This is a genomic window from Gemmatimonas groenlandica, from assembly GCF_013004105.1.
Classification (GTDB): Bacteria; Gemmatimonadota; Gemmatimonadetes; order Gemmatimonadales; family Gemmatimonadaceae; genus Gemmatimonas; species Gemmatimonas groenlandica.
In genome coordinates this window covers 419,433-445,406 of sequence record NZ_CP053085.1, presented here as the reverse complement: position 1 = coordinate 445,406, position 25,974 = coordinate 419,433, and the positions used below count along the sequence as shown (strand labels likewise).

28 protein-coding genes are annotated in these 25,974 nt (G+C 65.6%); 14 read left to right on the top strand and 14 right to left on the bottom strand.

Annotated features, from left to right (window positions below; all coding sequences use genetic code 11):
• Positions 1 to 33: 33 nt before the first annotated feature.
• From HKW67_RS01830 to HKW67_RS01785, 10 genes are all read right to left on the bottom strand, one after another.
• Positions 34 to 1,110 carry a hypothetical protein gene (locus HKW67_RS01830; protein ID WP_171223776.1) on the bottom strand — a complete coding sequence of 359 codons (1,077 nt, stop codon included), beginning with the start codon at positions 1,108 to 1,110 and terminating at the stop codon, positions 34 to 36.
• Complete coding sequence (locus HKW67_RS01825; RefSeq protein WP_171223775.1) at positions 1,067 to 1,960, bottom strand: hypothetical protein; 894 nt, start codon at positions 1,958 to 1,960, stop codon at positions 1,067 to 1,069. The genes HKW67_RS01830 and HKW67_RS01825 overlap by 44 nt, the downstream gene beginning before the upstream one ends.
• Positions 1,957 to 2,286: a hypothetical protein gene (locus HKW67_RS01820; RefSeq protein WP_171223774.1), complete on the bottom strand. Its 330-nt coding sequence runs from the start codon at positions 2,284 to 2,286 to the stop codon at positions 1,957 to 1,959. Before HKW67_RS01820 ends, HKW67_RS01825 begins: the two co-directional genes overlap by 4 nt.
• Positions 2,287 to 2,436: 150 nt before the next feature.
• Positions 2,437 to 3,645 carry a sensor histidine kinase gene (locus HKW67_RS01815; RefSeq protein ID WP_171223773.1) on the bottom strand — a complete coding sequence of 403 codons (1,209 nt, stop codon included), beginning with the start codon at positions 3,643 to 3,645 and terminating at the stop codon, positions 2,437 to 2,439.
• Between the two features lie 186 nt (positions 3,646 to 3,831).
• On the bottom strand, positions 3,832 to 4,206 hold the full coding sequence (locus HKW67_RS22590; RefSeq protein ID WP_171223772.1) for a type IV pilin protein: 375 nt from the start codon (positions 4,204 to 4,206) through the stop codon (positions 3,832 to 3,834).
• 295 nt (positions 4,207 to 4,501) lie between these two features.
• Positions 4,502 to 4,876: a type IV pilin protein gene (locus HKW67_RS22520; protein WP_171223771.1), complete on the bottom strand. Its 375-nt coding sequence runs from the start codon at positions 4,874 to 4,876 to the stop codon at positions 4,502 to 4,504.
• 320 nt (positions 4,877 to 5,196) lie between these two features.
• Positions 5,197 to 5,571: a type IV pilin protein gene (locus HKW67_RS22585; protein WP_171223770.1), complete on the bottom strand. Its 375-nt coding sequence runs from the start codon at positions 5,569 to 5,571 to the stop codon at positions 5,197 to 5,199.
• A 301-nt stretch (positions 5,572 to 5,872) separates the two neighbouring features.
• On the bottom strand, positions 5,873 to 6,244 hold the full coding sequence (locus HKW67_RS01795; protein ID WP_171223769.1) for a type IV pilin protein: 372 nt from the start codon (positions 6,242 to 6,244) through the stop codon (positions 5,873 to 5,875).
• 2 nt (positions 6,245 to 6,246) lie between these two features.
• Complete coding sequence (locus HKW67_RS01790) at positions 6,247 to 7,629, bottom strand: sigma-54-dependent transcriptional regulator (RefSeq protein WP_171223768.1); 1,383 nt, start codon at positions 7,627 to 7,629, stop codon at positions 6,247 to 6,249.
• Positions 7,626 to 9,425: a two-component system sensor histidine kinase NtrB gene (locus tag HKW67_RS01785; protein ID WP_171223767.1), complete on the bottom strand. Its 1,800-nt coding sequence runs from the start codon at positions 9,423 to 9,425 to the stop codon at positions 7,626 to 7,628. The genes HKW67_RS01790 and HKW67_RS01785 overlap by 4 nt, the downstream gene beginning before the upstream one ends.
• 102 nt (positions 9,426 to 9,527) lie before the next feature.
• Between HKW67_RS01785 and HKW67_RS01780 the strand changes: the two genes are divergently transcribed.
• Genes HKW67_RS01780 through arfB form a run of 3 tightly spaced genes read left to right on the top strand, consistent with a single transcriptional unit; the run spans position 9,528 to position 12,119 of the window.
• A complete protein-coding gene (locus HKW67_RS01780) occupies positions 9,528 to 10,883 on the top strand; it encodes a hemolysin family protein (RefSeq protein ID WP_171223766.1) in 1,356 nt (451 codons plus the stop codon).
• Positions 10,880 to 11,680, top strand: coding sequence for a class I SAM-dependent methyltransferase (locus HKW67_RS01775; RefSeq protein WP_171223765.1), 801 nt, complete (start codon positions 10,880 to 10,882; stop codon positions 11,678 to 11,680). Before HKW67_RS01780 ends, HKW67_RS01775 begins: the two co-directional genes overlap by 4 nt.
• Positions 11,673 to 12,119 (top strand): alternative ribosome rescue aminoacyl-tRNA hydrolase ArfB, encoded by a 447-nt coding sequence (arfB, locus tag HKW67_RS01770; protein WP_206044567.1) that lies wholly within the window; start codon positions 11,673 to 11,675, stop codon positions 12,117 to 12,119. The genes HKW67_RS01775 and arfB overlap by 8 nt, the downstream gene beginning before the upstream one ends.
• Positions 12,120 to 12,158: 39 nt before the next feature.
• On the opposite strand, the gene HKW67_RS01765 is transcribed toward arfB, so the two are convergent.
• Entirely contained in the window at positions 12,159 to 12,902 is a 744-nt protein-coding gene (locus HKW67_RS01765; protein ID WP_171223764.1) for a hypothetical protein, read from the bottom strand.
• Positions 12,903 to 13,085: 183 nt separating this feature from the next.
• On the opposite strand from HKW67_RS01765, the gene HKW67_RS01760 reads away from it, so the two are divergent.
• From HKW67_RS01760 to HKW67_RS01715, 10 genes are all read left to right on the top strand, one after another.
• Complete coding sequence (locus HKW67_RS01760) at positions 13,086 to 13,538, top strand: hypothetical protein (RefSeq protein ID WP_171223763.1); 453 nt, start codon at positions 13,086 to 13,088, stop codon at positions 13,536 to 13,538.
• A gap of 117 nt (positions 13,539 to 13,655) precedes the next feature.
• On the top strand, positions 13,656 to 15,878 hold the full coding sequence (locus tag HKW67_RS01755; protein WP_171223762.1) for a peptidase domain-containing ABC transporter: 2,223 nt from the start codon (positions 13,656 to 13,658) through the stop codon (positions 15,876 to 15,878).
• A 5-nt stretch (positions 15,879 to 15,883) separates the two neighbouring features.
• Positions 15,884 to 17,245, top strand: coding sequence for an HlyD family secretion protein (locus tag HKW67_RS01750; RefSeq protein ID WP_171223761.1), 1,362 nt, complete (start codon positions 15,884 to 15,886; stop codon positions 17,243 to 17,245).
• Between the two features lie 8 nt (positions 17,246 to 17,253).
• Complete coding sequence (locus HKW67_RS01745; RefSeq protein ID WP_171223760.1) at positions 17,254 to 18,708, top strand: TolC family protein; 1,455 nt, start codon at positions 17,254 to 17,256, stop codon at positions 18,706 to 18,708.
• A 64-nt stretch (positions 18,709 to 18,772) separates the two neighbouring features.
• Positions 18,773 to 19,081: a CPXCG motif-containing cysteine-rich protein gene (locus HKW67_RS22735; RefSeq protein WP_171223759.1), complete on the top strand. Its 309-nt coding sequence runs from the start codon at positions 18,773 to 18,775 to the stop codon at positions 19,079 to 19,081.
• Positions 19,074 to 20,588, top strand: coding sequence for a CHAD domain-containing protein (locus HKW67_RS01735; RefSeq protein WP_171223758.1), 1,515 nt, complete (start codon positions 19,074 to 19,076; stop codon positions 20,586 to 20,588). The genes HKW67_RS22735 and HKW67_RS01735 overlap by 8 nt, the downstream gene beginning before the upstream one ends.
• A gap of 21 nt (positions 20,589 to 20,609) precedes the next feature.
• The gene (locus HKW67_RS01730) at positions 20,610 to 21,818 is read left to right on the top strand and encodes an HDOD domain-containing protein (RefSeq protein WP_171223757.1); all 1,209 of its coding nucleotides are present in this window, start codon (positions 20,610 to 20,612) and stop codon (positions 21,816 to 21,818) included.
• On the top strand, positions 21,818 to 22,315 hold the full coding sequence (locus HKW67_RS01725) for a hypothetical protein (RefSeq protein ID WP_171223756.1): 498 nt from the start codon (positions 21,818 to 21,820) through the stop codon (positions 22,313 to 22,315). Before HKW67_RS01730 ends, HKW67_RS01725 begins: the two co-directional genes overlap by 1 nt.
• A 3-nt stretch (positions 22,316 to 22,318) precedes the next feature.
• Positions 22,319 to 22,726: an RNA-binding S4 domain-containing protein gene (locus HKW67_RS01720; RefSeq protein ID WP_171223755.1), complete on the top strand. Its 408-nt coding sequence runs from the start codon at positions 22,319 to 22,321 to the stop codon at positions 22,724 to 22,726.
• Between the two features lie 210 nt (positions 22,727 to 22,936).
• The gene (locus tag HKW67_RS01715; protein ID WP_171223754.1) at positions 22,937 to 23,608 is read left to right on the top strand and encodes a response regulator transcription factor; all 672 of its coding nucleotides are present in this window, start codon (positions 22,937 to 22,939) and stop codon (positions 23,606 to 23,608) included.
• A gap of 5 nt (positions 23,609 to 23,613) precedes the next feature.
• Here the strand turns inward: HKW67_RS01715 and HKW67_RS01710 are convergent, their stop codons facing one another.
• Both HKW67_RS01710 and HKW67_RS01705 read right to left on the bottom strand, forming a co-directional pair.
• Positions 23,614 to 23,892: a hypothetical protein gene (locus tag HKW67_RS01710; protein ID WP_171223753.1), complete on the bottom strand. Its 279-nt coding sequence runs from the start codon at positions 23,890 to 23,892 to the stop codon at positions 23,614 to 23,616.
• A 9-nt stretch (positions 23,893 to 23,901) separates the two neighbouring features.
• Positions 23,902 to 24,312 carry a RidA family protein gene (locus HKW67_RS01705; RefSeq protein WP_171223752.1) on the bottom strand — a complete coding sequence of 137 codons (411 nt, stop codon included), beginning with the start codon at positions 24,310 to 24,312 and terminating at the stop codon, positions 23,902 to 23,904.
• Between the two features lie 29 nt (positions 24,313 to 24,341).
• Here HKW67_RS01705 and HKW67_RS01700 point away from each other — a divergent pair, with 29 nt between their 5' ends.
• Positions 24,342 to 25,481, top strand: coding sequence for an alanine racemase (locus HKW67_RS01700; protein WP_171223751.1), 1,140 nt, complete (start codon positions 24,342 to 24,344; stop codon positions 25,479 to 25,481).
• Between the two features lie 17 nt (positions 25,482 to 25,498).
• Here the strand turns inward: HKW67_RS01700 and ybaK are convergent, their stop codons facing one another.
• Positions 25,499 to 25,969, bottom strand: a complete 471-nt coding sequence (gene ybaK / locus HKW67_RS01695) for a Cys-tRNA(Pro) deacylase (protein ID WP_171223750.1) — start codon at positions 25,967 to 25,969, stop codon at positions 25,499 to 25,501.
• Between the last annotated feature and the right edge of the window lie 5 nt (positions 25,970 to 25,974).

The window sequence follows — 25,974 nt, the reverse complement described above, 5'->3', positions numbered from 1 at the left end:
TTTCCGTAATCGGGCGTTCTGACCTTTCGACGGTCAGTTCAACGGCGAAAACCAGAGGGAGAACGGCTGCGCGCGCGGCACCGCGACCGTGGCCAGCGCGAGCTGTACGGCGCATCGGTCGTAGCGCAGCGTGGTCTGATCGCCGAGCTCCACCGAGGGATTTCCGAGTGAGGCGACGATGAGCGCGCCACGAATCCGTAGTGCGGCGCCACGTGCGTCGAGTCGTCCGCGCACCACCAGGATGCCGTCGACTGTGAGACTACCCGTCACCACGAGATCACCGCTCACCGCAAGCAGACCGCGCCATCTCGACGGTGCTCGCACGGTGACGACCGCCCCATCGAGTAACAAAGCATGCCAGCCTGGTGACGCGGCCAGCAGCTGTGGCGTGGAATCCACCGCACGAACGGGACTTCGCGCCATCACGGAGATCCACGCGAGGTCGAACGCCGCGCGTACCGTTGCCGTATCCACCAGCGCCGACGTGGCCGGACGTGCCGTCCATGCGCCGCCGCTCGACGCACCCAACGCACTCGACGCGACGGGAACGAGTGACAGGGTATCGCGCAGCGGACCACAGGCGTCACCGGCATCGACCAGATCGCGTCCATCGATCGTCGTGGGATCCTGCCCCCGCACCGCGGCGATCGCGGTGACCGCACCGACGATCGGCAACGCGGGTGGCTCAAGCGATACGGCGCGTGTGACATGTCGGCGGACCACGCCAGGCGTCCCCCGTGGCTCGAGCGCGACGTCAGCCGTGAGCCACGCCACTAGCGGCTGCGTGCGTGTGACCCGCACGCGCACGCTGTCCCCCACCGCGGTGGTCTGACGCGTCGACAAGGTCGCGCCGGGTGGCATCGACGCCAGCGACTCTGACGGCCACGCATCGAGTTGCAGCGCCGCTCCTTCGTCGGCGGCAAACTGCGCGCGCACGCCGTTGGCGGCAAGGCGAGTGGCGCGATAGCCACGCCAGATGGTGCTGATCGCAGCCAGCGCGAGCACGGCGACGAGCGCAGTTGCCACGACGACGAACGGCAGCACGAACCCGGCGCGCCGAGCGCGTTCAGCGGCGGCGCTGCGCACTTTCCGCTCGGAGTACCACATCAAAGGTTGCCGTATCACGACGCGCCGCCGTGCGCCCGTCCGGTGCGCGATCGGCCCGCAGCTCGATGCGCACCGCCGCAGCGTCTGAGAGGCGAAGCGTGGCGGTGCCACCGGCGTCGAGCAGCTGTGCGGTCATACCGCGCTGCACTGGCGAGAGAAACGGGCCCGCCACCGGCTGGACGCCGTCCCACACACCGCTGGTCCGGGCGCGCTTGCCCAAATACCACAAGACTCCGCTGCGGTACAACGTGAGTCGCGTGCGGCGATGCAATGCGACCGGTGCGCCGACCACAAGCGCTGACGGACTCGCGTCCGCGAGGGTGAGGCGCACCGTGCGTTGGTCGGCCCACCCTGCCATCCACGGCGAGGCGGTGCATGCCGCGCCCCAGCTGATGGCGCGCACGGTCGTCCGGTGCTCGATGAGTGACGCGAGACTATCCGCGTCTGCGCGCCAGAGTGACAGATCGTCACCGATCTGCACGCTGCTCGCCCACGACACCCCGCGTGCATCGGCGGGATCGGCCGACGCCATCTCCACACGATCGTTCACACCGGCTGCCGCTGCGGTCGCGTCGCACACCACGCCGGCGCCGAGGAGCGCATCAAACTCCAGCGCGGTGTCACTCAGGGCTCGGATATCACCGGCGCGCAACGGACGCAGCTCGCTTTCGAAGGCGGCCTGCGCGTGTCGCAGTTCTCGCGTGCCACCCTGCGAGGCTTCCGCGCGCCGCCCGATTCGCCAGGCACCGATCAGGGTGGCGGCGGCGGCGACCGCTAGCAGTGCGGCAATCGGGAGCGCGATCAACAACTCCACCAGCGTGCCGCCACGGCGCCACCGCGCGACGCGACTCATCGGCACCGAGCCGCACTGCTCACGCGCAGCGCGCGCGAGGCATCGATGGCCAGCGCGGACGCCGTCCACCGAACGTCGACGAGACTGCGATGCAGCGTGCCGGCGTTTGTGAGCGCCGCATCGACCCGCAGCCGAGTGGTTGGCCATCGTGTGGTGACCACGCCGCCGCTGGCCGTATCGCACGGTGCCAACAACGCGCGTCCTGCGGCGTTCGCTTGCTCGCGCTGAGCGCGGGCCAACTGGAGCGCATCGTCGCCCAGCGTGGCGAGGGAGACCGACGTGGTCGCGAGCACCAGACTAGCCAAGGCCACCAAGACGAGCGCCATGAGGCACTCGACCAGCAGCGCCCCTCGACGGGGTCGTGCTTGCGGTCGCCAGGTCGCGGCGAAGGTCGCGGGTGATGATGACGGGGAAGGCATGACCGCACGGTAGTGCGACCCCTTCCCCGACGTGTCACCAGAATCGTGCGCGCGGTATCATGAGACCGCCGCGCGCTCGCCCGACGTCATCGCGAGCAGCCCACTCGACCCGGAATGCAGCGGCAGTAGAATCACGAACGCCGCACCGCCTTCGCGCGCGCGTTGCACCCAGATCGTGCCGCCAAGATTCTCGATTGTACTCGCCACGATCGCGAGTCCGAGCCCCGTGCCCTTTCCCGGCTGCTTCGTCGAGAAGAACGGCTCGAAAATGCGCTCCTCGTCTTCGGGCGCGACACCGGTGCCCGAATCCGCCATGACGATCTGCAGGAACCGCGACGGAGATTCCGGCCGGGCGAGCCAGGCTAGCGCACGCTTGCTGGGCCGGTGCGTCCAGCGCTGAGGCGACGGGTCGGTGCGGCGCTTATCAATTGCCTCCGTGATCGACTCGGCGTCGTTGATGCGGCTGCTGATGACCACATCACCTTCGCGATCCATCGCGTCGACGGCGTTGAGGAGCAGATTCACGAAGACCTGCTCGAGATCGTGCCGTTCGGCATAGACGATGCCATCGGGCGCCTCGAGTCCGCGCGACACACGGAAGCGCCGCACGATGCCTTGGTCGTCGAGCAGCCTCACGACATCTTCGATCACCTCATCGACCACGATCGGCTTGGGGGTGAGCCGACGAGGACGCGCGTAGTCGAGCAGCCCACGCATGATGCGGTCGATGCGCGTGATCTCGCGTTCGAGCGCATCCAGCGGCTCCGTCGTTCCCGGCACGTCGCTCGTCCTCATTCGCAGCAGATGCGCATAGTTCGCGATCGCCGACACCGGGTTGCCAATCTCGTGCGAGATGCCGGCCGCGATCCGTCCCATCGTAGCCAGCTTTTCCACTCGCATTCGCGATTGCGTGGCGGCCAGCATCTGCTCGGTCATGCGATTGATGCTGGTGGCGAGCTGCGCGAACTCGTGGGTCTGCCCTACCGGCACCCGGCGGCTGTTATCGCCATCGGCAATCGCCTCTGCGGCTTCAACACATTGCGCCAACGGAATCTCGACCAGCTCGACGACTTGTCGTCGGAGCACGCTGACCCACACGATCGACACCAGTACCACCAGCAGCACGACGAGCGGCCACCGAAGGTAGGGGGGCAGATATTCGGTGACCCACATGGTCAGGATGATCGCCGCCAGCGCACTGCCGCTGGCAAGGACGAGCACCTGCTTGAGTCGTTGATGGATGCGAGGAGTCGGAATGGCGAGCACCTGCGGAGGATGCGTGCCGCGAGCGCTCGTGGCAACTGGGCAACGCCGTCAGGGTGAAATTGCGTCAAAGCCAAGAGGGGCCGAGCGTCTGCTCGGCCCCTCTTGCGATGCCCGCGGTGAGCCGCGGAACCTCGATGCGACATCGGCAGCGCGACCACGCGCACCGCCGCAGCCGTCATGCCCGACTTACTTGCAGGTCGCGCCGCCCGGCTGGCCTTCGGCGAGGCCGGCCGGCGTGCTCGTGCCCGTTCCGATCGAGCAGGTCGCGCCCGCGGCGTTCGCGTGCGTCGCCGTGCCACTCCAACCCGTCGCCGCGCCAACAAAGGTCAGCGTAACGCCCGACGAACCCGTCGGCGCCGCGTAGCCGGCGTAGGTGTTGTTGTCCGAGAAGTACGCTTCGGCCGACGACACCATGTTCTTCAGATCCGACTTCATGGCCGTCACGTACGCCTTGCGCTTCGTGTCGGCAAACTTCGGGATCGCGATCGCGGCGAGAATGCCGATGATCACGACGACGATGAGAAGTTCGATGAGGGTAAAGCCCTTGCGCGTGCGCTGCATGATCCGTCTCCGTTCGGGGGGTGCGACCGGGCCTCGATGCCCGTTTCGTTGACTCGATGAATGGCAACGTGCGTACCACCGCGCTCCGATCTCGCAAGCTATTGGTGCTGAACGCTTTCCATTCTTGACGCGCGAAGGGGCCGACGCGCGATTGCTTTCATTTCGCAAATTTCACGCATTGTGCAACGGCATCGACACGTGCGCGCCGCGCGTTCGCGTGACCACCAACGACAAAGGGGCCGGGCAAGAGCCCGACCCCTTCGACAAACCCAGCCGCGCTACGCCTGCACAGTCTTTACTTGCAGGTGGCGCCACCCGGCTGGCCTTCGGCCAAGCCGGCCGGTGTGTCGGTACCCGTTCCGATCGAGCACGTTGCGCCGGCCGCGTTCGCGTGCGTCGCGGTGCCCGCCCAACCCGTCGCCGAACCCACGAACGTGAGCGAGACGCCAGACGATCCGGTCGGCGCGACATAGCCGGCGTACGAGTTGTTGTCCGAGAAGTACGCTTCGGCCGCCGACACCATGTTCTTGAGATCCGACTTCATGGCCGTCACGTACGCCTTTCGCTTCGTATCGGCAAACTTCGGAATCGCGATCGCGGCGAGAATGCCGATGATGACGACGACGATCAGGAGTTCGATGAGGGTAAAACCCTTGCGCGTGCGTTTCATGAGGAGCTCCGATGGGAGAAGGCGCGCGAACCAGATGCCCGCGTCGTCGACTGGTATCAAGGCACAGCGCGTACCACCCGCGCGCACAACCGCAAGTCGCTCATACCCATGGTGTTACGAGTACCCTACGAACACCACGCGTCGCGGACACCCTTTCATTTCGCGATCTTTCCGCACAATGCCCTGTTTCGTCCCGAGACTCGAGGATCGGTGGAGACGACGCGAACGGGAACGGCAAAGGGGTCGAGCAGATGCTCGACCCCTTCCCCCCTTCAGGTCGTCCTACACGAAGCGAAGCAGTGCTTCGCCATCGTGAGACGTTACTTGCAGGTCGCGCCGCCCGGCTGGCCTTCGGCGAGGCCGGCCGGCGTGTCCGTGCCAGCACCGATCGAGCAGGTAGCGCCGGCCGCGTTCGCATGCGTCGCCGTGCCCGCCCAACCCGTCGCCGAACCCACGAACGTCAGCGAGACGCCCGACGAACCCGTCGGCGCCGCGTAGCCAGCGTACGTGTTGTTGTCCGAGAAGTACGCCTCGGCCGACGACACCATGTTCTTCAGATCCGACTTCATGGCCGTGACGTAGGCCTTTCGCTTCGTGTCAGCGAACTTCGGGATCGCGATCGCGGCGAGAATGCCGATGATCACGACGACGATCAGGAGTTCGATGAGGGTAAAACCCTTGCGAGTGCGCTTCATATGACTTCTCCAGTGGGGGTCAAGCGACGCTGGTCACCCGTGGTGGTGTCCGACGCGACACCATGGCATATGGCAACTGCCTTGCCACGTTGATGGCACCACGCTAACCCACTGTCATTGAAACACTTGCACCATTTCAACGCCCGCGTGCTCGGCGTACCGCGTCTCGCCTTTCGCAAGGTTCCTTGCAGCGTGCAACGACGGTCGCACCCATGGTATTTCGCGCGCGTTCCCGCGGTGTAATGACCGTGCGCGTCGCGTGACAAACATGCCACGTGAGTCGAGCGACGCGCCGCGATGGCTATTGACAGACTGGCTCACTGGGCGCGTTCGCCGCCAGCGACGAACCCGCCGCGATGGTGCACAGGACGCCCGGCACGCCGACGTGCGTCGCCGTCCCCGACCAGCCAGACACCGTTCCTGTAAACGTGAGCGTGACACCGTCCGAGCCCTGAGGCGCCACGACACTCTCGTACGAGTTGTCCGACGTGTAGCGCGATTCGGCAATTGTGGCCAATCCGCGCAGGTCCGACTTCATCGCGGTGAGGTAGGCGCGGCGCTTCGACTCACCGAATTTTGCGATTGCTACCGACGCCAGAATCCCGATGATCAAGACCACGATCAACAATTCGATGATCGTGAATCCGGTGCGACGTCGCATCAGTGCGGGCATGATCAGGCTTCTCCGTAGCGGGCAAGTTTGCGATACAATGTGGACGGATCGATGCCGAGCATATCGGCTGCACGACTCTTGTTCCCACCTTCGTTCTGGAGCACCCACTGGATATAGGCGCGCTCGATGGCCTCGAGCGTCGGCGAGACCGGGGTGCGTTCACTCACCAGCGGCTCGGCCCGACGGGCCGTCACGCGCTCCGGCAACGCGTCAGGATCGATCACCGATCCCGTGGACAGGATCACCGCGCGCTCGAGCGCGTTCTCGAGCTCACGGACGTTGCCGGGCCAGGCATAGGCCATCAGCGCGTCGAGGGTATCGTCACGGAGCATCTTCACACTCTCGTGGCGCAGCGTAGCACTGCGGGCCAGGAACGACTCCGCGAGCAACGGAATGTCGTCCTGACGCTGACGCAGCGGGGGCAGGTGCACCGCGATCACATTGAGTCGATAGAACAAGTCGGGCCGGAAGCTGCCGCGCTTGATCTCTTCTTCGAGATCGCGATTGGTGGCCGCGAGTACGCGCGTGTCGACCGACACCGCTTCGGTGGCACCGACGGGAATGACTTCACGCTGCTGCAACACGCGCAGCAGCTTCACCTGAATCGACGCCGTCGTCTCGCCGATTTCGTCGAGAAAGAACGTGCCCTGATTGGCCGCCGTGAAGAGGCCGGTTTTGTCCTTGACGGCGCCGGTAAACGAGCCCTTCACATGACCGAAGAGTTCGCTCTCCAGCAGAGATTCCGGGAGTGCACCGCAGTTGATAGACAGAAAGCTGTTGTCCGCTCGCGTGCTCAACTCGTGGATGTATCGCGCGATCACTTCCTTGCCGGTACCCGACTCACCCGTGATGAGCACGGTGGAATCCGTGGGGGCCACCGTTTCAGCAAGCCGCAGCACGTCGAGCCAAGACTTGCTCCGCCCGATCGGACGGCCACTGGTCGTGCGCTCGCGCCGCTTGATCTCCTGCTTCAGCGTGGTGTTCTCCGCGCGCAGATTGCGATGTTCGGCGGCACGACGCAGGATGGCCAGGAGTTCGTCGTTGCGAAACGGCTTCTGGATGTAATAGAACGCGCCCTCGTTCACGGCCTGCATGGCCGACTGCAACGTCGCCTGCGCCGTCATCAGGATCACCGGGACATCGGGATCGACCTGACGCGACGTGCTCAGCACCTGTACGCCGCTCACATCGGGCATTCGAACGTCCGTCAGCACGATGTCCGGCCGCAGTTCCGGGATGCGCTCCACGCCAGCACGGCCACCATGCGCCGTAAAGGGAATGAAGCCCTCGTTCTTGAGCAGAATGCGCAACGACTCGAGGATGCCCGTTTCGTCGTCCACGATGAGCACGCGCGGTGCGTCACCGGCGAGCGCGGGAGGGGTCACGGTGCAACTCCAGTAAGGCGAGGAAGCAGAACATCAGCCGCATCGTCCTGATGCGGCTCGAAGGGGACAGCGTTGTGTACAGGTGTTTCACCGCGACGCGACGAGTCGTTGTCACTGGCGATGGGCAGCAGCATCGTGAAGCGCGTGCCGCGGGCGAGCGAGTCGACCAGCACCACGCCGCGATGTGCCTCGACGGCGCGATGCACCACCGGCAGTCCGAGCCCGGTCCCGCCGGCCTTGCCCGTCACGAACGGTTCGAACAGTCGCTCCTTCAGCTCCGGCGGAACGCCGGGACCGTCATCGGTCACGCTCACGGTCAGCAGCTCGCCGGTCAGCATCGCCGACGCCGCGCCATGCTCCCCAGCCGGGCGATAGCGATCGACCTCGATGAACACGTGCCCCTCGGGCCCGACCGCCTGCACGGCATTGAGAACGAGATTGAAGACGGCGCGATGCAGCAGATCCTCGTCGCCTTCCACCGGCGGCAGTTCCGGTGCGACGCTCACCTGCACCTGTACGCCTGCGCGCCGATCGGGATGCGATCCCGCGATCGTCGACGCCGCGTGCGCGATCGCACCCAAGTCAACGCGGCTCACGCGCGTCACGCGCGCCCGGGCGAAGTCGAGGAAGTCCGCAAGCAACCGACTCAGTCGGTCGGCTTCGCGCACCACGAGGTCGTGCAGAATGCGCTCGTCGTCATCGTCGACTGTGGGCTCCAGCGATCGGGCGCGGCGACGTGCCAGCTGCTCGGTTGCGCTGCGGATCGACGCCAGCGGATTCCGGATTTCATGCGCGAGGGAAGCGCTGAGCTCTGCCACTGCCTGCAGACGCTCAGCGCGAATGTGCAACGCCTGAATGCGCTTGCTATCGGAGATGTCCTGAAAGATCGCGGTCGCCGTCACACCGCCGTCCGACCGTGTGCCATTGGCAATCGTGGTCGTGACGCCGATTTCCACGGTTTCGCCGTCACGATGAATCACGCCCTCGGCCCGGGTGGTCCGGACGCCGTCGCGCGACGACTGCTCGAGGAGCGTGGCCAGCTGCGGCGACACACCGAGAAGAGTGTTCAACACCGGCCGCCCCACGAGCGACCTCAGGTCGAGACCGAGCAGATCGGACGCCGCAGGATTCGCGTACAGCAATCGGCCCTGGGCGTCGACCGTCATGATACCGGAACGAATCGTTCGCAGGATATCCGCTGCTTCGAGCTGGACCTTCACCAGCTGTGCGGCCAGCGCCTCGCGCCCCACACCCGCCTGCCTCAACCGAGAGGAGACGTACCCGGAGCCCAGCGCCACCACAACGAACACCGCGATCTGCACGGTGATGCCGACGTACGGCGTTCCCGGCCGCAGCAGGAGCACATCGGCGGCGTACAGAAGGCACGCGCCGCCCGCTACCGCCAGCCCGCCACGGAAGGGCAACAGCAGCGCAGCGCTGGCGATCACTAAGATGTAGAGCGCCGCGAACTGCGAACTCCAGCCACCGGTGATGTGGACGACCGCGGTCACCAGCGCCAGATCGATCGCGCACTGCAATCCATAGAAGCGCAAACTCAGCGCTCGGCGCTCAAATTCGCCGTAGAGCGCAGAACCGATGGTCGCGAGGGTCGCTCCGGCGAAGGCGAGCGTCGCGATCAGGGTGTCGCTGGGGGCCGCTTCGCTCCACACGAACACCGCTGCCACCAAAATCGCACAGGACAGCACGACACGGCCGAGCCAGACCCAGCGCAGTACGCGGCGCGGGTCGAGCATCTCCTGAATCGGGACCTGCGGGATCGCGGGGGTATAGCGCACAGAAGTCGTGAGTCTTGCAGAATGCCGCAGAAGCGGAATGCCCGGCACTCTTGCAGATTGCACTACCCTGACGAATCACCCGCGTGTCCGTTTCCTTTCAGTATGCTTGCTGACCCTTCTTCGCCGGTCGTCGACGAACTCACCTTCGGGGTGGCTTCGGGCCGATTGCTCGTCGTTCTGCTGCTGGTCCTGCTCAATGCCTTCTTTGTCGCCGCCGAGTTCGCGCTCGTGGCGGTCCGGCGAAGCCGTATCGACCAGATGGCCGCCGAGGGGGACAGCAGCGCGAAGGTCGTGCAGCGCGCCCTCAGCCAGCTGGACCGATACATCTCGGGCACGCAACTCGGCATTACCCTCGCGTCCCTCGCCCTCGGCTGGATCGGTGAGCCGGCCATCGCCGTGTTGGTCGACCGCGCGCTGCATCTGGTGGGCGTTGAGCCAGCGACAGGCGCCGCGCACACCGGCGCCGGGATCGCGGTCGCGTTTCTCGTCATCACCTTCCTGCACATCGTGCTCGGCGAGCTGGCCCCGAAGTCGATCGCCCTTGCACGCCCGGAAAGCGTGAGCCGCTGGGTGGTCCGCCCGCTCATGCTCTTCTCGCGCGTCATGTCACCCTTCATCGGCATGCTGAACGGTACCGCCAACCGGTTGCTCAAGCTGCTCGGCGTCCAGCCGGTCTCCGAAGGGGGACATGTGCACAGCCCGGAAGAGCTGCGATTGCTCGTGATGCAGGCCCGTGCGCACGGCACGCTCGACGAATCCGACTCGGCCATGCTGGCCGGCGTGTTCGACTTCCACAACAAAAAGGCGCTGGACGTGATGCGCCCTCGCACCGACATGATCGCGATTGCCGAAGACGTGGAGCTCGACGAGCTGATCGCGACCCTGCGCCGCGAGCGGTACTCGCGGTACCCGGTATATCGCGAAACCCAGGATGATATCGTCGGCGTGTTTCTCGCGAAGGACTTCTGGCTCGATGAGCATCCCGAGTCGTTCTCACTGCGCGATCACCTGCGTGAACCGATGTTCGTTCCGGCCACGCGCGCGGCCGAACGCGTGCTGGATGATTTGCGACGCACCCGCGCGCACCTTGCCGTCGTGCTCGACGAGTATGGCGGGACGGCGGGCATCGTGACAATGGAGGATCTCATCGAGGAAGTCGTGGGTGACATTGCTGACGAGTACGATCCGCTGTCGCGCGATGCCCTGCTCTTCGACGGCGTGCTCGAACTCGCCGGTTCCATGTCACTCGTCGACGTTCGCTCCGATCACAAGCTTCCGATTCCCGAAGGTGATTGGTCAACACTCGGCGGCTATGCGTTCGCGATGCTGGGGCGGCTGCCCAAGGTCGGCGATCGGGTGACCTATCCTGGCGGTGAACTCGAAATCGTCGCGATGGACGGTCGTCGGGTGGCTGCCCTCCGCGTGCATCTACGAACCGAAGTACCGAGCGCCATATGATCCGTGCCAAGTGGCCACTTTTGCTTGTTGCCGCCGCCGTGGCGTGCGGCGCCGCCATCGATCGCAGCGACAACGCCGTGGGCGGCGCGACCGGCGCCGCGCAGGATACGATCGGTCCGGCGTCGCCTCCCGGCGCGCCGGCGAGTGCCTTTCCGAGCCCGATGCGTCCCGTGGCGGATATCGTCGCGCCGCGTTGGAGCGACGAAGACGATCGCGACGATGTCGGCGAGTTCGCGCGCGTGGTGCAACTGGCCAAGATCGGTCGCGGACAGCGCGTTGCCGACATCGGCGCGGGGGATGGCTACTACGTGACGCGGCTGTCGCCGTTGGTGGGCGCCACGGGTCAAGTGTACGGGCAGGACATCATTCCCGACTACCTCGCGATGCTGCAACGCCGCGTGCAACGGGAAGGACTGCGGAACGTACGGGTGGTTCGTGGCGACACACACGACCCACGTTTGCCGGCGGCAAGCGTGGACGTGGCGATCATGATTCACATGTATCACGAGATCGAGCAGCCGTTCGCACTGCTCTGGAATCTGGCGACGGCCATGCGGCCTGGCGGACGGCTCGTGATCCTTGATCTTGAACGCCCGACTTTCGGACACGGGACGCCGCCGTCGTTGTTGCGCTGCGAGCTGGCGGCGGTGGGCTATCGACAGCTTTCGTTCACCAACACGGCGCCGTCAGAATACGTGGCGATCTTTGCGTCGCCGGACTCGACCGCACGTCCAACTCCTGCGTCGATCTCGACGGCACTCGGCGCGTCGCCGTGTCGTGCGCCGGGCGGTGGCTGAGTTGACAGCGCCATCGCAGGACGACGTGGATGTCGTACCCGGTGTTCGCATTCCCGCGTATGAACTCGATATCACCGCAATCTCCGGCAGCGGGCCCGGCGGTCAGCATGTGAATCGCAGTGCGACGCGCATCGCATTGCAGTGGAACGTGCGGCACACGCGTGCGCTGGGCGACGAGCAGCGCACACTCGTCATGGCGCGCCTCGCATCGCGCTTGGACAGCGACGGCGCACTGCGCATCGTCGCCGGCGAGTATCGCAGTCAACAGCAGAACCGGCGGGCGGCGATCGAGCGGCTTGTGCAGCTCGTGTCGCGAGCGCTGGTGATACAGAAACCCCGCAAGGCAACACGGCCTACACGGGGCTCCGTCGAACGACGACTGACCGAGAAGCGTCAGCGCGGAGAGACCAAGCGGCGTCGACGTCCGGACGAGGACTGAGCGACGCCGGACGCCGGACGCCGGACGCCGGACGGCGGCTTAAAAGACGATCGCGTTGACACCGACGTAGTACGTCACGAAATCGGCGCGGCCGCGAATGGGGACGGGCGGACGATCGTTGCTGTACGCTTCGCGGACGCGATCGGCGTTGAGATATCGCACGTCATCGTGACGCAGGAAGCGCGCGCCCAGATCGATGCGCACCGGATTCTTACCGTTGCTGACGCGGATGTAGCTGCCCACCGCGCCGCCGTACGCCCAGACCGCGTCACTGGCATTGGTCGTCGTGGCAAAGGGGTCGTTCTCGTTGGCCGACCCTTCGATCGCGCTGGAGGTCCAGAATACGGAGAAGCCGCCGAGCGCCGTGGCGTACGGGGTAAAGGTCCCGGTGGGGCCGAGCAGCTGCGGGCCGGTCACGACGGACACAATGTTGCTGGTGGTGCGCAGGTCGAGCTGAATGAGCCCTCCCGTTCCACCAAGCGGAATGCGCCGGGTGGTGTTCCCATACATCAGAAAAGAGACATCGCCGCGGAGATTCACGATCGAGTTCGGATCGAGCCGCATCAGCACGTAGCCTCCGAAGCCGTAGCCGTTGCCCGTATTCCGGCCGAATTCGCCCTTGGGCTCAGAGATCTGCAGATGGACGCCGACCGATCCGCGCCCTGAGGGCGCGCCGGCTTCGCCGCTGGATTGTGCCTTGGCCGGATTGGCCAGAAGGGCGGTCGTGAGGGCGGCCACGAGCGCGGACGCGACACGGAATGAACCAATGGAAACGCGTGACATGGTTTGGCGCGTTAGTCGTTCAATTGGAAGCTACAAAGAGACCGCCGAGTGCGGTCGCTATGGCTGAGCAATACGCCAGCGACTGCCGAAAGTGTCACGGATTGCGCTCCCCCCCCGGTTGCGGCGAGTCTTAATGCTGACACGCCTTGAATCCCGACCAGAGATCTCGTAATTCTTGACCGTATGACCGAGGCGCCTCGTCCCAGCTGGCTCTTTCACCTCACTTTGGCCTGTGCGGCCATGGCGTGCGTGTTGCTTGCCGCTACGTCGATGGTACACCGGCCGCTGCCGAATGCGCTGCCGAGTGCGCTGCACGCCGCCAGGATCGCAGGCGACGGTGCGTTCCGTTTCGAGTCCGTGCGACGCGTCCTGCCGATGAACCACGATGCGCCGATCGATCGCGCGTCGACGCGGCTGGCTCCCACAGCACGCGCCGCCTGGCAGCGCAGCACTGGCCGACGTACGCAGCGCACGGCGTCGTCGCAGATTTCTGGCGTCGAGCGTACGACTGGCCTGATTGCCCGATCTGCCTACGCTCGGAGTCGCGGCCTACCGTCCGTCGCACACTTCGACGTGCACCGTCGCGTTGGCCGCCTGGGCGCAGCACCGACACGGGCTCCGCCGCACCACCGCTGATCGCTCGCGGTACCGGTCACCAGAGCGCGGGCACTCAGGCCCGCCTCTTCCAGCGTTCGCCCTCGTCGCCCGTCGCGACGAGGGGGCGTACTTGCTCATAGCGCCCTCCAATACGTCATGTCGGCTCAGGCCACTCGCGTCAACCAACTCGTAACCGCCGCGCTCGGCCTTGATGTCGAGCAGGCACGCTGGCGCGCGCTCACGCGTCAGATCTTGTCCACCGATCCTCTGCCGAACCGACTGCGGTCGATCGGCGGCGCGGTCGATGTCGGCTACCTCGACCGCCAGATCTCCCTCGACACACTGAAGCTGGCCATTGGGGAGCGTACGGTTCCCATCGTCCTGCTGGACCTACGCAACGACGATGCGATCGTCATGTGTCGCGATGCCGATGACCGGGTGCAGGCGCTCCTCGTTCCGCGCGACGGGAGCGAGGTGGTCATCGACGGACAGGGGGATGCGCTCGCCGAAACCCTGTTCGCTCGGATGGGGTCGGGGAATGCACTGGCGGCACTGGCGCCAATGGCCCTGCGGCCGGCCAACAGCTCCCTCTCGAACGCCTATCCACACAGTCCCGTGGGCGAAACTGGCCGCAATGACGAGCATGAGCCGCGCACACCGATCGACCGCACACTCGCCCTCTTCGCCCGCGAGCGTCGCGAGATTCTCACGGTGTTCTTCTATGCGACGCTGTCCGGCGGCTTGAGTCTGATTCTTCCGCTCGCCGTAGGCGGTATCGTGCAGATCGTCCAGGGTCGCCTGTATCTGCAGCCTGTGATCGTGCTGATCTCCTTCGTCGTGTTGGGGACAATCGTCGCCGGTGTGCTGCAGATCGGCATTCTCAATGTCGTGGAGCGCATTCAACAGCGCGTCTTCGCCCGCATGGCACTCGAGTTCGCCTTTCGCATTCCGCGGCTGCGCTACGCGGCGTCGCTGGAGCAGAATCTCCCCGAGCAGATGAACCGTCTGTTCGAAGCCATCGCCATTCAGAAGGGCGTGCAGAAACTGTTGCTCGACGTGCCGACCGCGTTGCTCACGATCGTCTTCAGCCTCTTGCTGCTCACGGTGTACAGTCCATGGTTCTCCGTGTTCGCCATCGGCGTCACGGCGGCACTCTGGTTTATCATCCGTTGGTCGGGACCTGAAGGACTCGAGACCTCGATCGTCGAATCGAAGTACAAGTACAAGGCCGTGCACTGGCTCGAGGAAATCGCGCGCGCCTTCCACGCCTTCAAGTATGCCGGCGACTCCACGCTACCGGTGGAGCGTATGGACGATGTCGTCACTGGGTACCTCAAGTACCGGCGCAAACACTTCGCCATACTCGTCAAGCAGACGATCGCACTGATTGGCTTCAAGACGTTCATCACGGCTGCCGTCCTGATCATCGGGGCCACGCTGGTGCAGTCGAACCGACTCCTGCTCGGCCAGTTCGTGGCCGCGGAAGTGGTCATCGTGACCGTTCTCGCTGGTGTCGAGAAGCTCATCAACAGCATCGCGACCGTGTACGACGTGCTCACGAGCGTGGACAAGTCGGGCCACGTCGCCGATCTCCCGCTCGAAGCCCGCGGCGGACTCGCCCCGATCCATACACCGGGCGTGGGTGTGTCCATCGTGACCAAGGATCTCCGCTATCGATACCCTTCGGCGCGTTCCGCCTCGGTGGACGGGGTCACCGTGCAGATTGCCCCCGGCGAACGGGTGGCCATCATGGGCTCGGACGGGTCTGGCCAGTCGACGCTGCTCAAGCTGCTCGGTGGGCTCATCGACGACTACGATGGCACCATCCGCTTCGACGGGGTCACGCTGCGCGACCTCGATCGGCCGGCGTTGCGCGCGCGCATCGGACAAATGCTCTCCTGGACGGATCTCTTCGACGGAACGGTGGAGGAGAATGTCAGCGTCGGTCGCACTCACATCACCCCGCGTGACGTTCGCGAGGCCCTCGATGACCTCGCGCTCACCGACGAGATCCAACAGCTGCCGCAGGGCATTCAAACCGAACTCACCAATGGTGGGCGTACGCTGCCCGCGCATCTCGCGAGCAAGTTGCTCGTGGCGCAGGGTATGGTGGGCCGTCCTCGCCTGATCGTGCTCGACGATTTCTTCCAGAATCTCGACGCCGCGTCGCGCACCCTCATCATCAAGCTGCTCACCGACCGTAACCGTCCGTGGACGGTCATCACAGTGTCGCACGATCCGCAGTTGCTCGAGGCGTTCGATCGCGTGCTCGTGGTCGAAGACGGACAGGTCGTGCGCGAAGGCCCGTTCAGCGTCGTCCGGATGGACCCGATGTGCCTCAACCTGCTGCACGAGACGCCCATGACCACGGGAGCCTAGACACCATGGCCTTGTCCGATCTCGATATCGAACGCGAACTCAAACACCTGCCGTTGGAGACGACGGCGCTCTTGGGCGAAGCGAACACCGGCCGCATCGTATCACGCTGGCTGCTGGGCATTCTCATCACGCTGTTCCTCGTACTCTTTCTGCCCTGGCAGCAGAGTGTGCGCGGTGAAGGCACGGTCACCGCTCTCGATCCCGCCGACCGTCCGCAGGAGCTGCCCACGCGGATCGATGGCCGCATCGAGCAGTGGTTTGTGCAGGAGGGCCAGTACGTGAACAAGGGCGACAGCATCGTCCGCATCTCCGAGATCAAGGAGGAATATCTCAACCCCAACGTCCTTCCGCTCACATCGCAGCAGCAGTCGGCGAAGGAATCCGCGATCGGCGAGAAGCAGAACAAGGCGGCTGCCCTCAGCACGCTGATATCGCAGCTCGACGCGCAGCGCGACTTCAAGCTGCAGCAGACCGCGAACAAGATCGAACAGTATCGTGCGGAAGTCCGCCAAGCGGTGCTGGAAGACTCGGTGGCGCGCGATCAGCTGCGTCGCCGCGAGCGACTCTTCCGCGATACGCTCGGTCTCGTCTCGGTGAACGAGTTGCAGGCGTTTCAGATCCGCGCGCAGTCGGCGTCCGCCAAGCTGGTGGAAAAGCAACAGATGCTGCTCAGTGCGCAGACGGATCTCTCGAGCATTCCGGCGGAGTACGGCGAGAAGATTTCGAAGGCACGGTCGGATCGCGCGTCGACGCTCGCCGAGGTGAGCGAAGGCCGGTCTGAAGTGGCGAAGCTCAAGGACAAGGTCGGCTCGCTCACCATTCGCAACAGCTTCTACCTCATCGAGGCGCCGCAGGATGGCTACGTGGTACGCGCCACGAAGGCTGGACAGGGCGAAATCGTGAAAGCCGGCGAGCCGATCGTCACGATTCAACCGGCGCGCCCCAGCAAGGCCGTTGAGCTGTTCGTCAAGCCGATGGACATCGCGCTGCTCAAGCCGGGGCGACACGTGCGCATCTTCTTCGACGGGTGGCCCGCACTGCAGATTTCGGGGTGGCCACAGGTGGCCTCCGGCACATTCGGCGCGCAGGTTGCCGTGATCGACCAATTCCCGAACCGCGCGGGACAGTTCCGAGTGCTGCTGGTTCCTGATACCACTCGGGACGAACCGTGGCCGGCGCAGCTGCGCCTCGGCACAGGCGTGCAAGGTTGGGCGATGCTCGACAACGTGACCGTCGGCTGGGAAATCTGGCGTCAGCTCAACGGCTTCCCGCTCTCGATCAATCCGAACGAAGCGCTGCCGGCGGACGCGGTCGCAGGCGGGAAAGGCACGGGTAAGAGCGATGCGAAAAGCGTAGGCAAGAAGTGACGGGCCCCGTGCGCAGCACGCTCGCCGTCACACTCGGTTTCTGCTGTACGATCTTGCTCTCGGGTCCGATGTCCGCGCAGTCGGCACCGGCCAAGCTCGATACCCTCGGCACGCCGTTCACCTTTCCGGCATTCGTTGACGGCATTCTCGCCAACCATCCGGTGGCCGCGCAGGCTCGATTGGTGGCCGATCAAGCGCGGTCCGATCTGCGCACCGCGTGGGGCGCGTTCGACCCCACGGTGACGGCCTCGTGGGATCAGAAGAAGTTCGGTGGCACGCAGTACTACAACTACTTCGACGCGGAGCTCAAGATCCCGCTGCCGATCGGAGCCGATGTGACGATCGCCTTCGATCGTACGATGGGGCGGTACTTCAACCCGGACCGACGCACCGAGGCCAACGGCACGTTCGAAGCGGGTATTTCCATCCCGCTCGGCCAACGTATCCTCACCGACGAACGCCGAAACGCGCTGCAACAGGCGCGCGCTGCGCGGGATGCCGGCGATGCTGATCGCACCGCCATCGTGAACAAGCTGCTCTTTTCGGCCGCGAAGGACTATGGCGCGTGGTATGAGAGCTGGCGCCGCCGCGTGATCGCGCAGGAAGGCGAAGCGTTGGCCGAGTTCCGGTTGCAGGCCGTACGACGGCGTGTGGCAAACGGCGAGAGTGCCCCCATCGACACGATCGAAGCGCTCCTCGAATTGCAGCGCCGCGAGGTCACCCGCTTCGAGGCCGAAGCGTCGTTCTACCTGTCATCGCTCGACGTCACGGCGTATCTCTGGGACGACGCGGGCCGCCCGGCCCCACTGCCCGCCGATGCGAAACCCGTGCTGCTCGGCATTGATCGCGTGGGGATCGATTCCACGCGCTTGGAGGAGTTGCTCGACGTCGCCACGCGTCGGAATCCGGATCTGCTCAAGGTGCAGGCGCGCATCAAGCAGGCCGAGGCCCAGCGCCTGTTCAGCACGCAGGCGCTCCTGCCGCTGGCCGAAGCGAAGCTGGCCGGACTCGGGGCGAGCGACAGCGAGCAGTCGTTCTTTGACGGCGAGCGACTGGACAACAACTACAAGGCCGGCCTCAGCATCAAGTCGCCCCTGCTCTTCTTGAAGGAAACCGGTCGCTTCGCGTCGGCGGGGCAGCGTCTCGAATTTCAGCGGCTCGAGCGGGATCGCGTACGACGCGAGGTCGAATTCGACGCGCGCGCCGCGATCTTCGACATCTTCAATCTGGAGCGGCTGCGGCAGCGGCAGGCGGCGAACGTTCGCAACGCTGGCTTGTTACGCGATGCCGAGCAGGTGCGCTACGAGAATGGCGAAAGCACGTTGCTCATTCTGAACCTGCGTGAACGCCTGGTGCTCGATGAAGCCGTCAAGCTCGCGGCGGTAGAAGCCAAAGTGGCGGGCGCCCGTGCCGCCCTCGCCGTCGCCACCGGCGACCGGACGCTGCTGTTGAAGCAGAACTAGGTCGCCAGAGGTGGACACGGGCGGTAGCGGCGTTTGATTACGCGCATGCTTACACTGAGCCAACATGGCTGACCGGGAAGAGTGGGACCTGCCTGATGACGTCGGCGATCCCGATGAGGCCGAAGACGCGCTCGACGACGAGGAGTTTCCCCTTGGCGACGGCGTCGCCGATCTCGTTGGGGAGGTGCAGTGCCCGTACTGCGGCGAGCCGGTTGAAATCACACTCGACCCGGGCTCCGGGACGCACCAGCAGTACGTCGAGGACTGTCAGGTCTGCTGTCGTCCGTGGCTCGTGTCGGTGAGCTACGACGACGACGGTACGGCCCACGTGCACGTCGACGCGAACGACGATCACGATGACAACGATGGTTGACGCTTCGCTCCTGACCGCCACCGACCTGCGCCGTCTGCTGCCAGAGGCGCTTCGCCGGCCGGCACAGGAAGGCGCGCGCGTGGTCGCCCTGCACTGGCTCGATCAGCTTTGTGAAGCGCGCGCGCGATGGCAGCCGTCGGCGATCGTGTCGGCGGATGTGCTGCCGCCTGGTGAGGCCGCGCTGCTGGCCGGTGCTCCCGTGGCCTCGGCCGATACCGCCTACGGGATGGAGGCGGAGACACTGCACCGCGCTCGCGTCTCGCTGCGACGGCTGCGCGCGGTGCTTCGCGAGCATGAGAGTGCGCTCGACGGTGCGGTCGACCGGCGCACGCTGCGTTCACTGCAGGCACTCGGACAAGCCACGAATGCCGTGCGTGATGCTGACGTGCAGCGCTCGTGGCTCGACGCGGAAACGGAGCAGCTTCCCGCTGACGCCCGCGACGAAGCGATGCGTCTGCGCGCGATCCTCGACCGTCGGGCCACCCGCTCGACGGCCGACGTCACGCGCGCGTTCGAGAAGCATCTCGATCCGATCGTGGACCGGCTGCTGGCCCGCCTGTCCACGTATCTGCTGATGCATCGCGTGGGTATGCCCTCCACACCGACTCCGTTCGCGCGGCATCTCGCCACGCGAGTCGAACGGGCGTCGGCGCGACTGCGGCGCGATCTGGAGAGCGTCACCAGCGTGGAATCGCGCGAGGCGATGCACCGGGTGCGCATCCGCCTCAAGCGCCAACGCGCCATGCTCGCGCCATTTGCGAAGTCGCGACCGGCACTTGGTGCATGGTATGAACTCGCCACGAGAGGTCAGGATCTGCTGGGCGCGGTGCGCGACGCGGACCTGTTGGCGGAGCGGGCGCTCAAGGCCAAGCTCCCGGCGTTACATCGTGCCCTGGGAGCGGTGGCGCTGGCGCACTACGAAGCGTTCACGCTCGACTGGTGCGCGCGCATCGACAGCGTGATGAAGGCGCTCGAGCTGGCTGTCGTCGAGTTGCGGCGTGACAGCGCACCGGCAACCGAGTCCGGCGTGCCGCTCGAAATCGAACGCAAATATCTCCTCACGCGCGTGCCCCCGGTGGCCGCCGCCGTAACCCCGACACTGATCGAGCAGGGTTGGCTGCCCGGCACCGCACTGCGCGAGCGGCTGCGTCGATCCACCAATCCCGATGGCACGGTCGCATGCTGGCGGAACGTGAAACTCGGTCCGGCGCAGGCGCGCGTCGAGATAGACGAGGGCACAAGCCGCGAATTGTTCGACGCGATGTGGCCGCTGACGGTCGCGGCGCGCGTACGCAAGCAGCGGCACGTCGTGCGCGATCAGGCCTATGCGTGGGAGATTGACGTCTTTCTCGATCGCGATCTCGTACTCGCCGAAGTCGAACTCTCGGGACTCGATGACCGACCGGCGCTCCCCGAATGGCTCGTGCCGTATGTCGCGCGCGACGTCACCGGAGAGCCGGCGTATTTCAATTCCGTGCTGGCGCGCGCGGACCGCGCGCCGCGCTGATCGCGTGAGGGGGAGCCGCCGATGCTGACCTCGCTGATGCCGATTCGCGATCGTCGAGACCGCGTGATTGGGTACGCGGTGACGACCTGTCCGGCCGATCCCCGCCGCAGCGGTTCGAATCCCGACGGTGATGCGCGCCGGCTCGTCGATATGGTCGGGGCGCTCACCCGGCTCGCCGGGCGGAGTCTCGTGGTGCCGATCACGCCCGCCATCGTGCGCGAGGGTGCGATTACCCGGTTTGCCTCGGCCGATGCCGTCTGGCTCCTGGCGACCGAGTCACTCGACGATGCCGCAACGCGGCGTGCGGTCGACCGCTTGATTGGCGCCGGATTTCACTTCGCGCTACAAGGGTTTCCCGACGGCGAACCACTCCCTCCCTCGTTGGTGGGCAGCACCATTGTGCTCGATGCAGCGCGTACACCGCCCAGCGCCCTCGAGAGTCGCGTGCGTGTACTGCTCGACGCCGGGCTGCGGCCGCTGGTTCGCGGGGTGGACGACCGCCTCACGCGGCACCGCGTCCTGCAATCCGGTGTGCCGCTGTACAGCGGGCGCCTACTGGCGCGCGGTGCCGGTGTCCCGGTGGACCGTACCACCGAAGAGAGCGTCGTTCGCGCGATCACGATGCTCGCCGCGTTCGCCGATGGCCGCCCCACCGACTCCTCGTTCGATACGTTCGTGCATGACGATCCGCACTTGGCGGCATCGCTGTTGCGCGCGATGGGCTCCGCGTCGCTCGGTGTACGTGGGCCGCGGTCGGTCACGCACGCTATCACGATGCTCGGTCGCGATGCCATCATGGACCGACTGGTGTCGGTCGCGGCACGACTGATCGGTGATGCCGCGCAGGATGCCGAACTCGGATTCGTGGCGCTACGTCGCGCGCGTGCCTGCGAGCGGGTGGGCGCGGCACTCGACAACGCGCCGCATGCGCGCATGCGACTCATCGCCGGCCTGCTCTCCACGCTCGAGTTCGCGCTCGGCGCGTCGGCACCGATGCTGGCCGAGCGCATGTCGCTGCCGAATGCACTGCGCGACACGATGGTCGATCGCCAGCTGCCGCTCGGACAATTGCTCGATGTCATCGATGCCCTCGAACAAGGGTGGTGGGATGATTTCGCGTCTCGCTGTGGCCGTATCGGGATTGCCCCGGCGGTTGTCGCGGACGCATGGCTGGCGTCGTGGCGCGCCGCACGCGACGAGCTTGGCATTACCCGAAACGACCTCAGTTGATGACTACGACCGCCAGAGACTATCTCGTCAATCGCTTCGAGACCGATGCCGCCGTGTTGCGCGAGCGAGTCGCGCTCATGGCGCGGGGTACGAAAGTGCCCGGCCCCGATGCCTCGACATCGGGCCGCATGGCCGATGCCTGCGACGAAGTCGTTGCCATGCTGATGGCGATTGCCAGTCACGGGGATGCCAGCGCGGAGCTCGACGCGATCATGGCACTGGTTCCATTGCTCGAACGTCGCGCTACCGAGCAGCAATCCAATCCGGCCGTTCGTTCGGTGTACGCCGGCGCGGCCACGCGAATCCGGGAGATTCGATCGGCGGAGGCGCAGTCCGCGCAGGCGGATGGGATTCCCTCCGAGGCGCTCGATGGCACTGAAAACCCGGACGATGAACTGGAACACGACGACGATCTCGACGATCTCGACGATGACGATGTGGACGATGATGTCATCGACTTCGACGAGGATGACGACAGCGCTGACGGGTCGAAGTAGCGAATGCGCGACGATGACGAGCAGTCTCCACCGGGCAAGGTTCGACTCGACAAGTGGCTTTGGGCCGCGCGGTTCTTCAAGACGCGAGCGCTCGCCGCGGAAGCAATCGACGGCGGCAAGGTTGACGTCAACGGCGACCGCGCGAAGCGCGCCAAGTTGGTGCAGGCGGGCGACGAGGTCCGCGTGCAGCAGGGCCCTCTTGCGTGGCAGCTTCGCGTGAAGGATGTCGCTGAGCGCCGCGGCTCCGCCGAAATCGCCCAGCGGCTCTACGAGGAAGTCGCCGACGGCAAGCGGAAACGCGAGGCCGCGCAGGAACAGCTGCGACAGATGCCGACGGCATTTGCCTTCGGCGACAGCAAGCCTGGGAAGCGAGACCGACGCGCTATTCGCCGACTCAAAGGCGACAGTTGACCCCGGGGACCGTTACACGGGTGGACCAACTTCATGAATTGCCATTCATCCTGCCAAATTTGTGACAAAACTGCATTAAAATGTCGGAACAACGGTTAGGGGATCACCTCGCCGACGATGGCGTCTGCCCTCCCCGGGCCGCGGCGCCCATTGACGTCCGCTCCCGCCACTGCTCTCCGACGCATGGTTCCTACTCAATCCGGCACGCGAATGCGGATCTTGGTCATCGAAGACGATCGACTCGTCGCTGATCTGATGCGTCAGGTCCTGATCGACGATGGATACGACGTCGACATCGCACCGGTTGCCGAAGATGGACGACGGCTCGCGCTGTCGACCGCGTACGATGCGATCGTTCTCGATCTCGAGTTGCCCGATCGCAACGGTCTCGCCGTGCTACAGGATCTTCGCCGCGAAGGAAGCACCACGCCGATTGTGGTCGCCACGGCGCACGATACGACCGCGGATGTCGTTCGCGCGCTCGACGCCGGAGCCGATGACTATCTGCAGAAGCCGTTTCCCAACGAAGTACTGGCGGCCCGGGTACGGGCGGCGATTCGCCGCGGTGGCGCGCGATCGATGGAGCGTGTCAGTGCCGGCGATCTGACGCTCAATCGCGTGTCACACGAGGTGCACTGCCACAGCAAGCCGGTCAACCTGACGGCGCGGCAGTATTCACTGCTCGAGTTTCTGGCGATGCGTGCCGGTGAAACGGTCACGCGGCCGATGCTCCTCGAGAATGTGTGGCACTTGCAGTTCGATCCCGGCTCGAACGTCGTCGATGTGCACGTCGCTCAGCTGCGCAAGCGACTGCGGGAGTCCGGAAGCGTGGTCGACATCCGGACCGTACGCGGCGAGGGCTACTCGCTCGACCTCGGCTGATCCGTTTACGTCCCTGCAGCACCGAGCGCCCGCGCGACGATCGCCTCGATCGATTCGCCGGGCGCTCGCGGTATCACGACCGCGCGAGTGACGGCGCGCGCCATCTCCGCGTGACGTTCATCCTCCGCGATGACTGCCGCGATCGTCCCCTCGCCGACGGCCTTGGCGAGCTCCGCCTGTCGACTGGCGAGACGCGCCGCCGCCCCGGCCGCGCGCAGCAGCGCGTCGCACTGCACGCGAAAGGGTCGACTCGTGGCGTACACCACGATCCGCGGCGGCGTCATCGCGAATGCCTAGAGCGCGGCGATCGCCGAGATTTCGACGCGGATGCCGCGCAGCGATGCACCGACCACGGCTCGCGCCGGATATGGCGCTGAGAACACCGTGCGGTACACACGATCGAACGTTCCCCAATCGTTCTCATCGGCCAGATACACCGTGATGCTGACCACGTTGGCCAGCGTGGCACCGCCGGCAATGAGGATCCGCTCCATGTTGGCGAGGGTGAGGCGCGTCTGCGCTTCGACGTCTCCTTCGACGATGTCCCCGGTGGCTTGGTCCCTCGGCGTCTGACCGGAGACGAACAAGAGGCTCCCCATATTTGCGGTGCGCACGCCCGGAGAGTAGGCTCCCGCAGGCGCCGGCAGGTTGGGCAGCACGACGGGAGTCCACGGACGATCGGACGGTGCGTCAGCGTGTGGCATTTTTACGGTCTCGAAGAGAAGGGGGCGCGATGACGACGTATCTCGAGCAGCTCGAGACACCGGTACCGATCGTCGACATGGATCGGCTCGCGTTCAATCTGGACCGAATGGCGGCGTACGCCACCCTGCACGGGCTTCAACTGCGGCCGCACGTCAAAACACACAAGTCGCCACGGATTGCCGCCGACCAACTCCGCCTGGGCGCCGTCGGGCTGACGTGCGCCACACTGCGGGAGGCCGAAGTGATGGCGGAGGTCTGCGAGGATCTGCTGGTGGCGTACCCGCCGGTCGGGGCAGCGAGACTCGAACGGCTCGCGCGGCTGCCGAGAGCGGTGCGTGTGACCGTCGCCGCTGACGACGCCAATGCGCTCGACGCCCTCAACGTCGCGGCACGACTCGGGCAACGACAGTTCGACGTACTCGTGGAAGCGGATCTCGGCATGCATCGCGTTGGTGTGTCATCGCCCGAGCGTGCGGTCGCGATCGCGAAGCACATCGATCGTGCGTCGGCACTGAATTTCGCCGGCATGCTCTTCTATCCCGGCCACATTCGCGAGGCCGTGGGCGAACAGGGCGCGGCGCTCTCGCAGCTCGGTGCGAACATCGCGACCTATGTGCAGGCGTTCGAAGCCGCGGGTTTGCCGCCGCGCATCGTCAGCGGCGGCTCCACGCCGGCCGCCTGGCGCATGCACGAAGTCCCCGGCGTGACGGAAGTGCGACCCGGAACGTATGTGTACAACGATCGCACCACGGCGATGATCGGCGCGTGCGACTGGGATGATTGCGCGCTCACCGTGCTTGCCACGGTGGTGAGCGTGGCGGTGAAGGGACAGGCGGTCATCGATGCCGGCACGAAGGCGCTCGGCCGCGAGCCACTGCGCGCTGAGGGCGACGGCTACGGCGCGCTACTCGATCATCCCGAGGTCGTGGTGTCACGGATGTCGGAAGAGCATGGCATCCTCGATCTCTCCAAGACGGACTGGCGCCCACGACTGGGCGATCAGGTGCGCGTCGTGCCCAACCACGTCTGCATTGTCGTCCATCTGTTCGACGAAATCATCGGGGTGCGTGGCCACGCCGTCGAGACGCGCTGGCCCGTGGAAGCACGCGGTCGCGGACCGGCCCTCGACGAACTGGCCGAAGGCCCGTCGCGTCCGCGAGCGGTGTAACGCGCGCATCAGAGCGACTACGCGCGGGCGATCGGCCCCGTGCGCCCCCGCGAGAGCTTCACCAGATCCATCGGCGCCAACGAGAGTTCGAGTCCGCGACGGCCGGCGCTCACGTAGACGCGTTCGAAGGCGAGCGCAGTCGCATCGATCACCACCGGGAGTTGTTTCTTCTGGCCCAACGGACTGATCCCGCCAACGACGTAGCCGGTGGCCCGTTCCGCCGCCGCTGGGTCGGCCATGCGTACACGTCGGGCGCCCACCGCATCGGCCAGCGCTTTCAGATCGAGCATCATCAGCACGGGTACCACGGCACAGACGAGTCCAACGCCTTCCGCGTCGGCGACGAGTGTCTTGAACACCATCGTGGGCTCGAGTTGCAACAGGTCCACGGCTTCGCGTCCGTACGATTCGGCGGCCGGGTCGTGCTCATAGGAGAGCACGTCGTGCGCGATCTTGGCTTTTCGCACTAACAGGATGGCGGGCGTCATTCTTC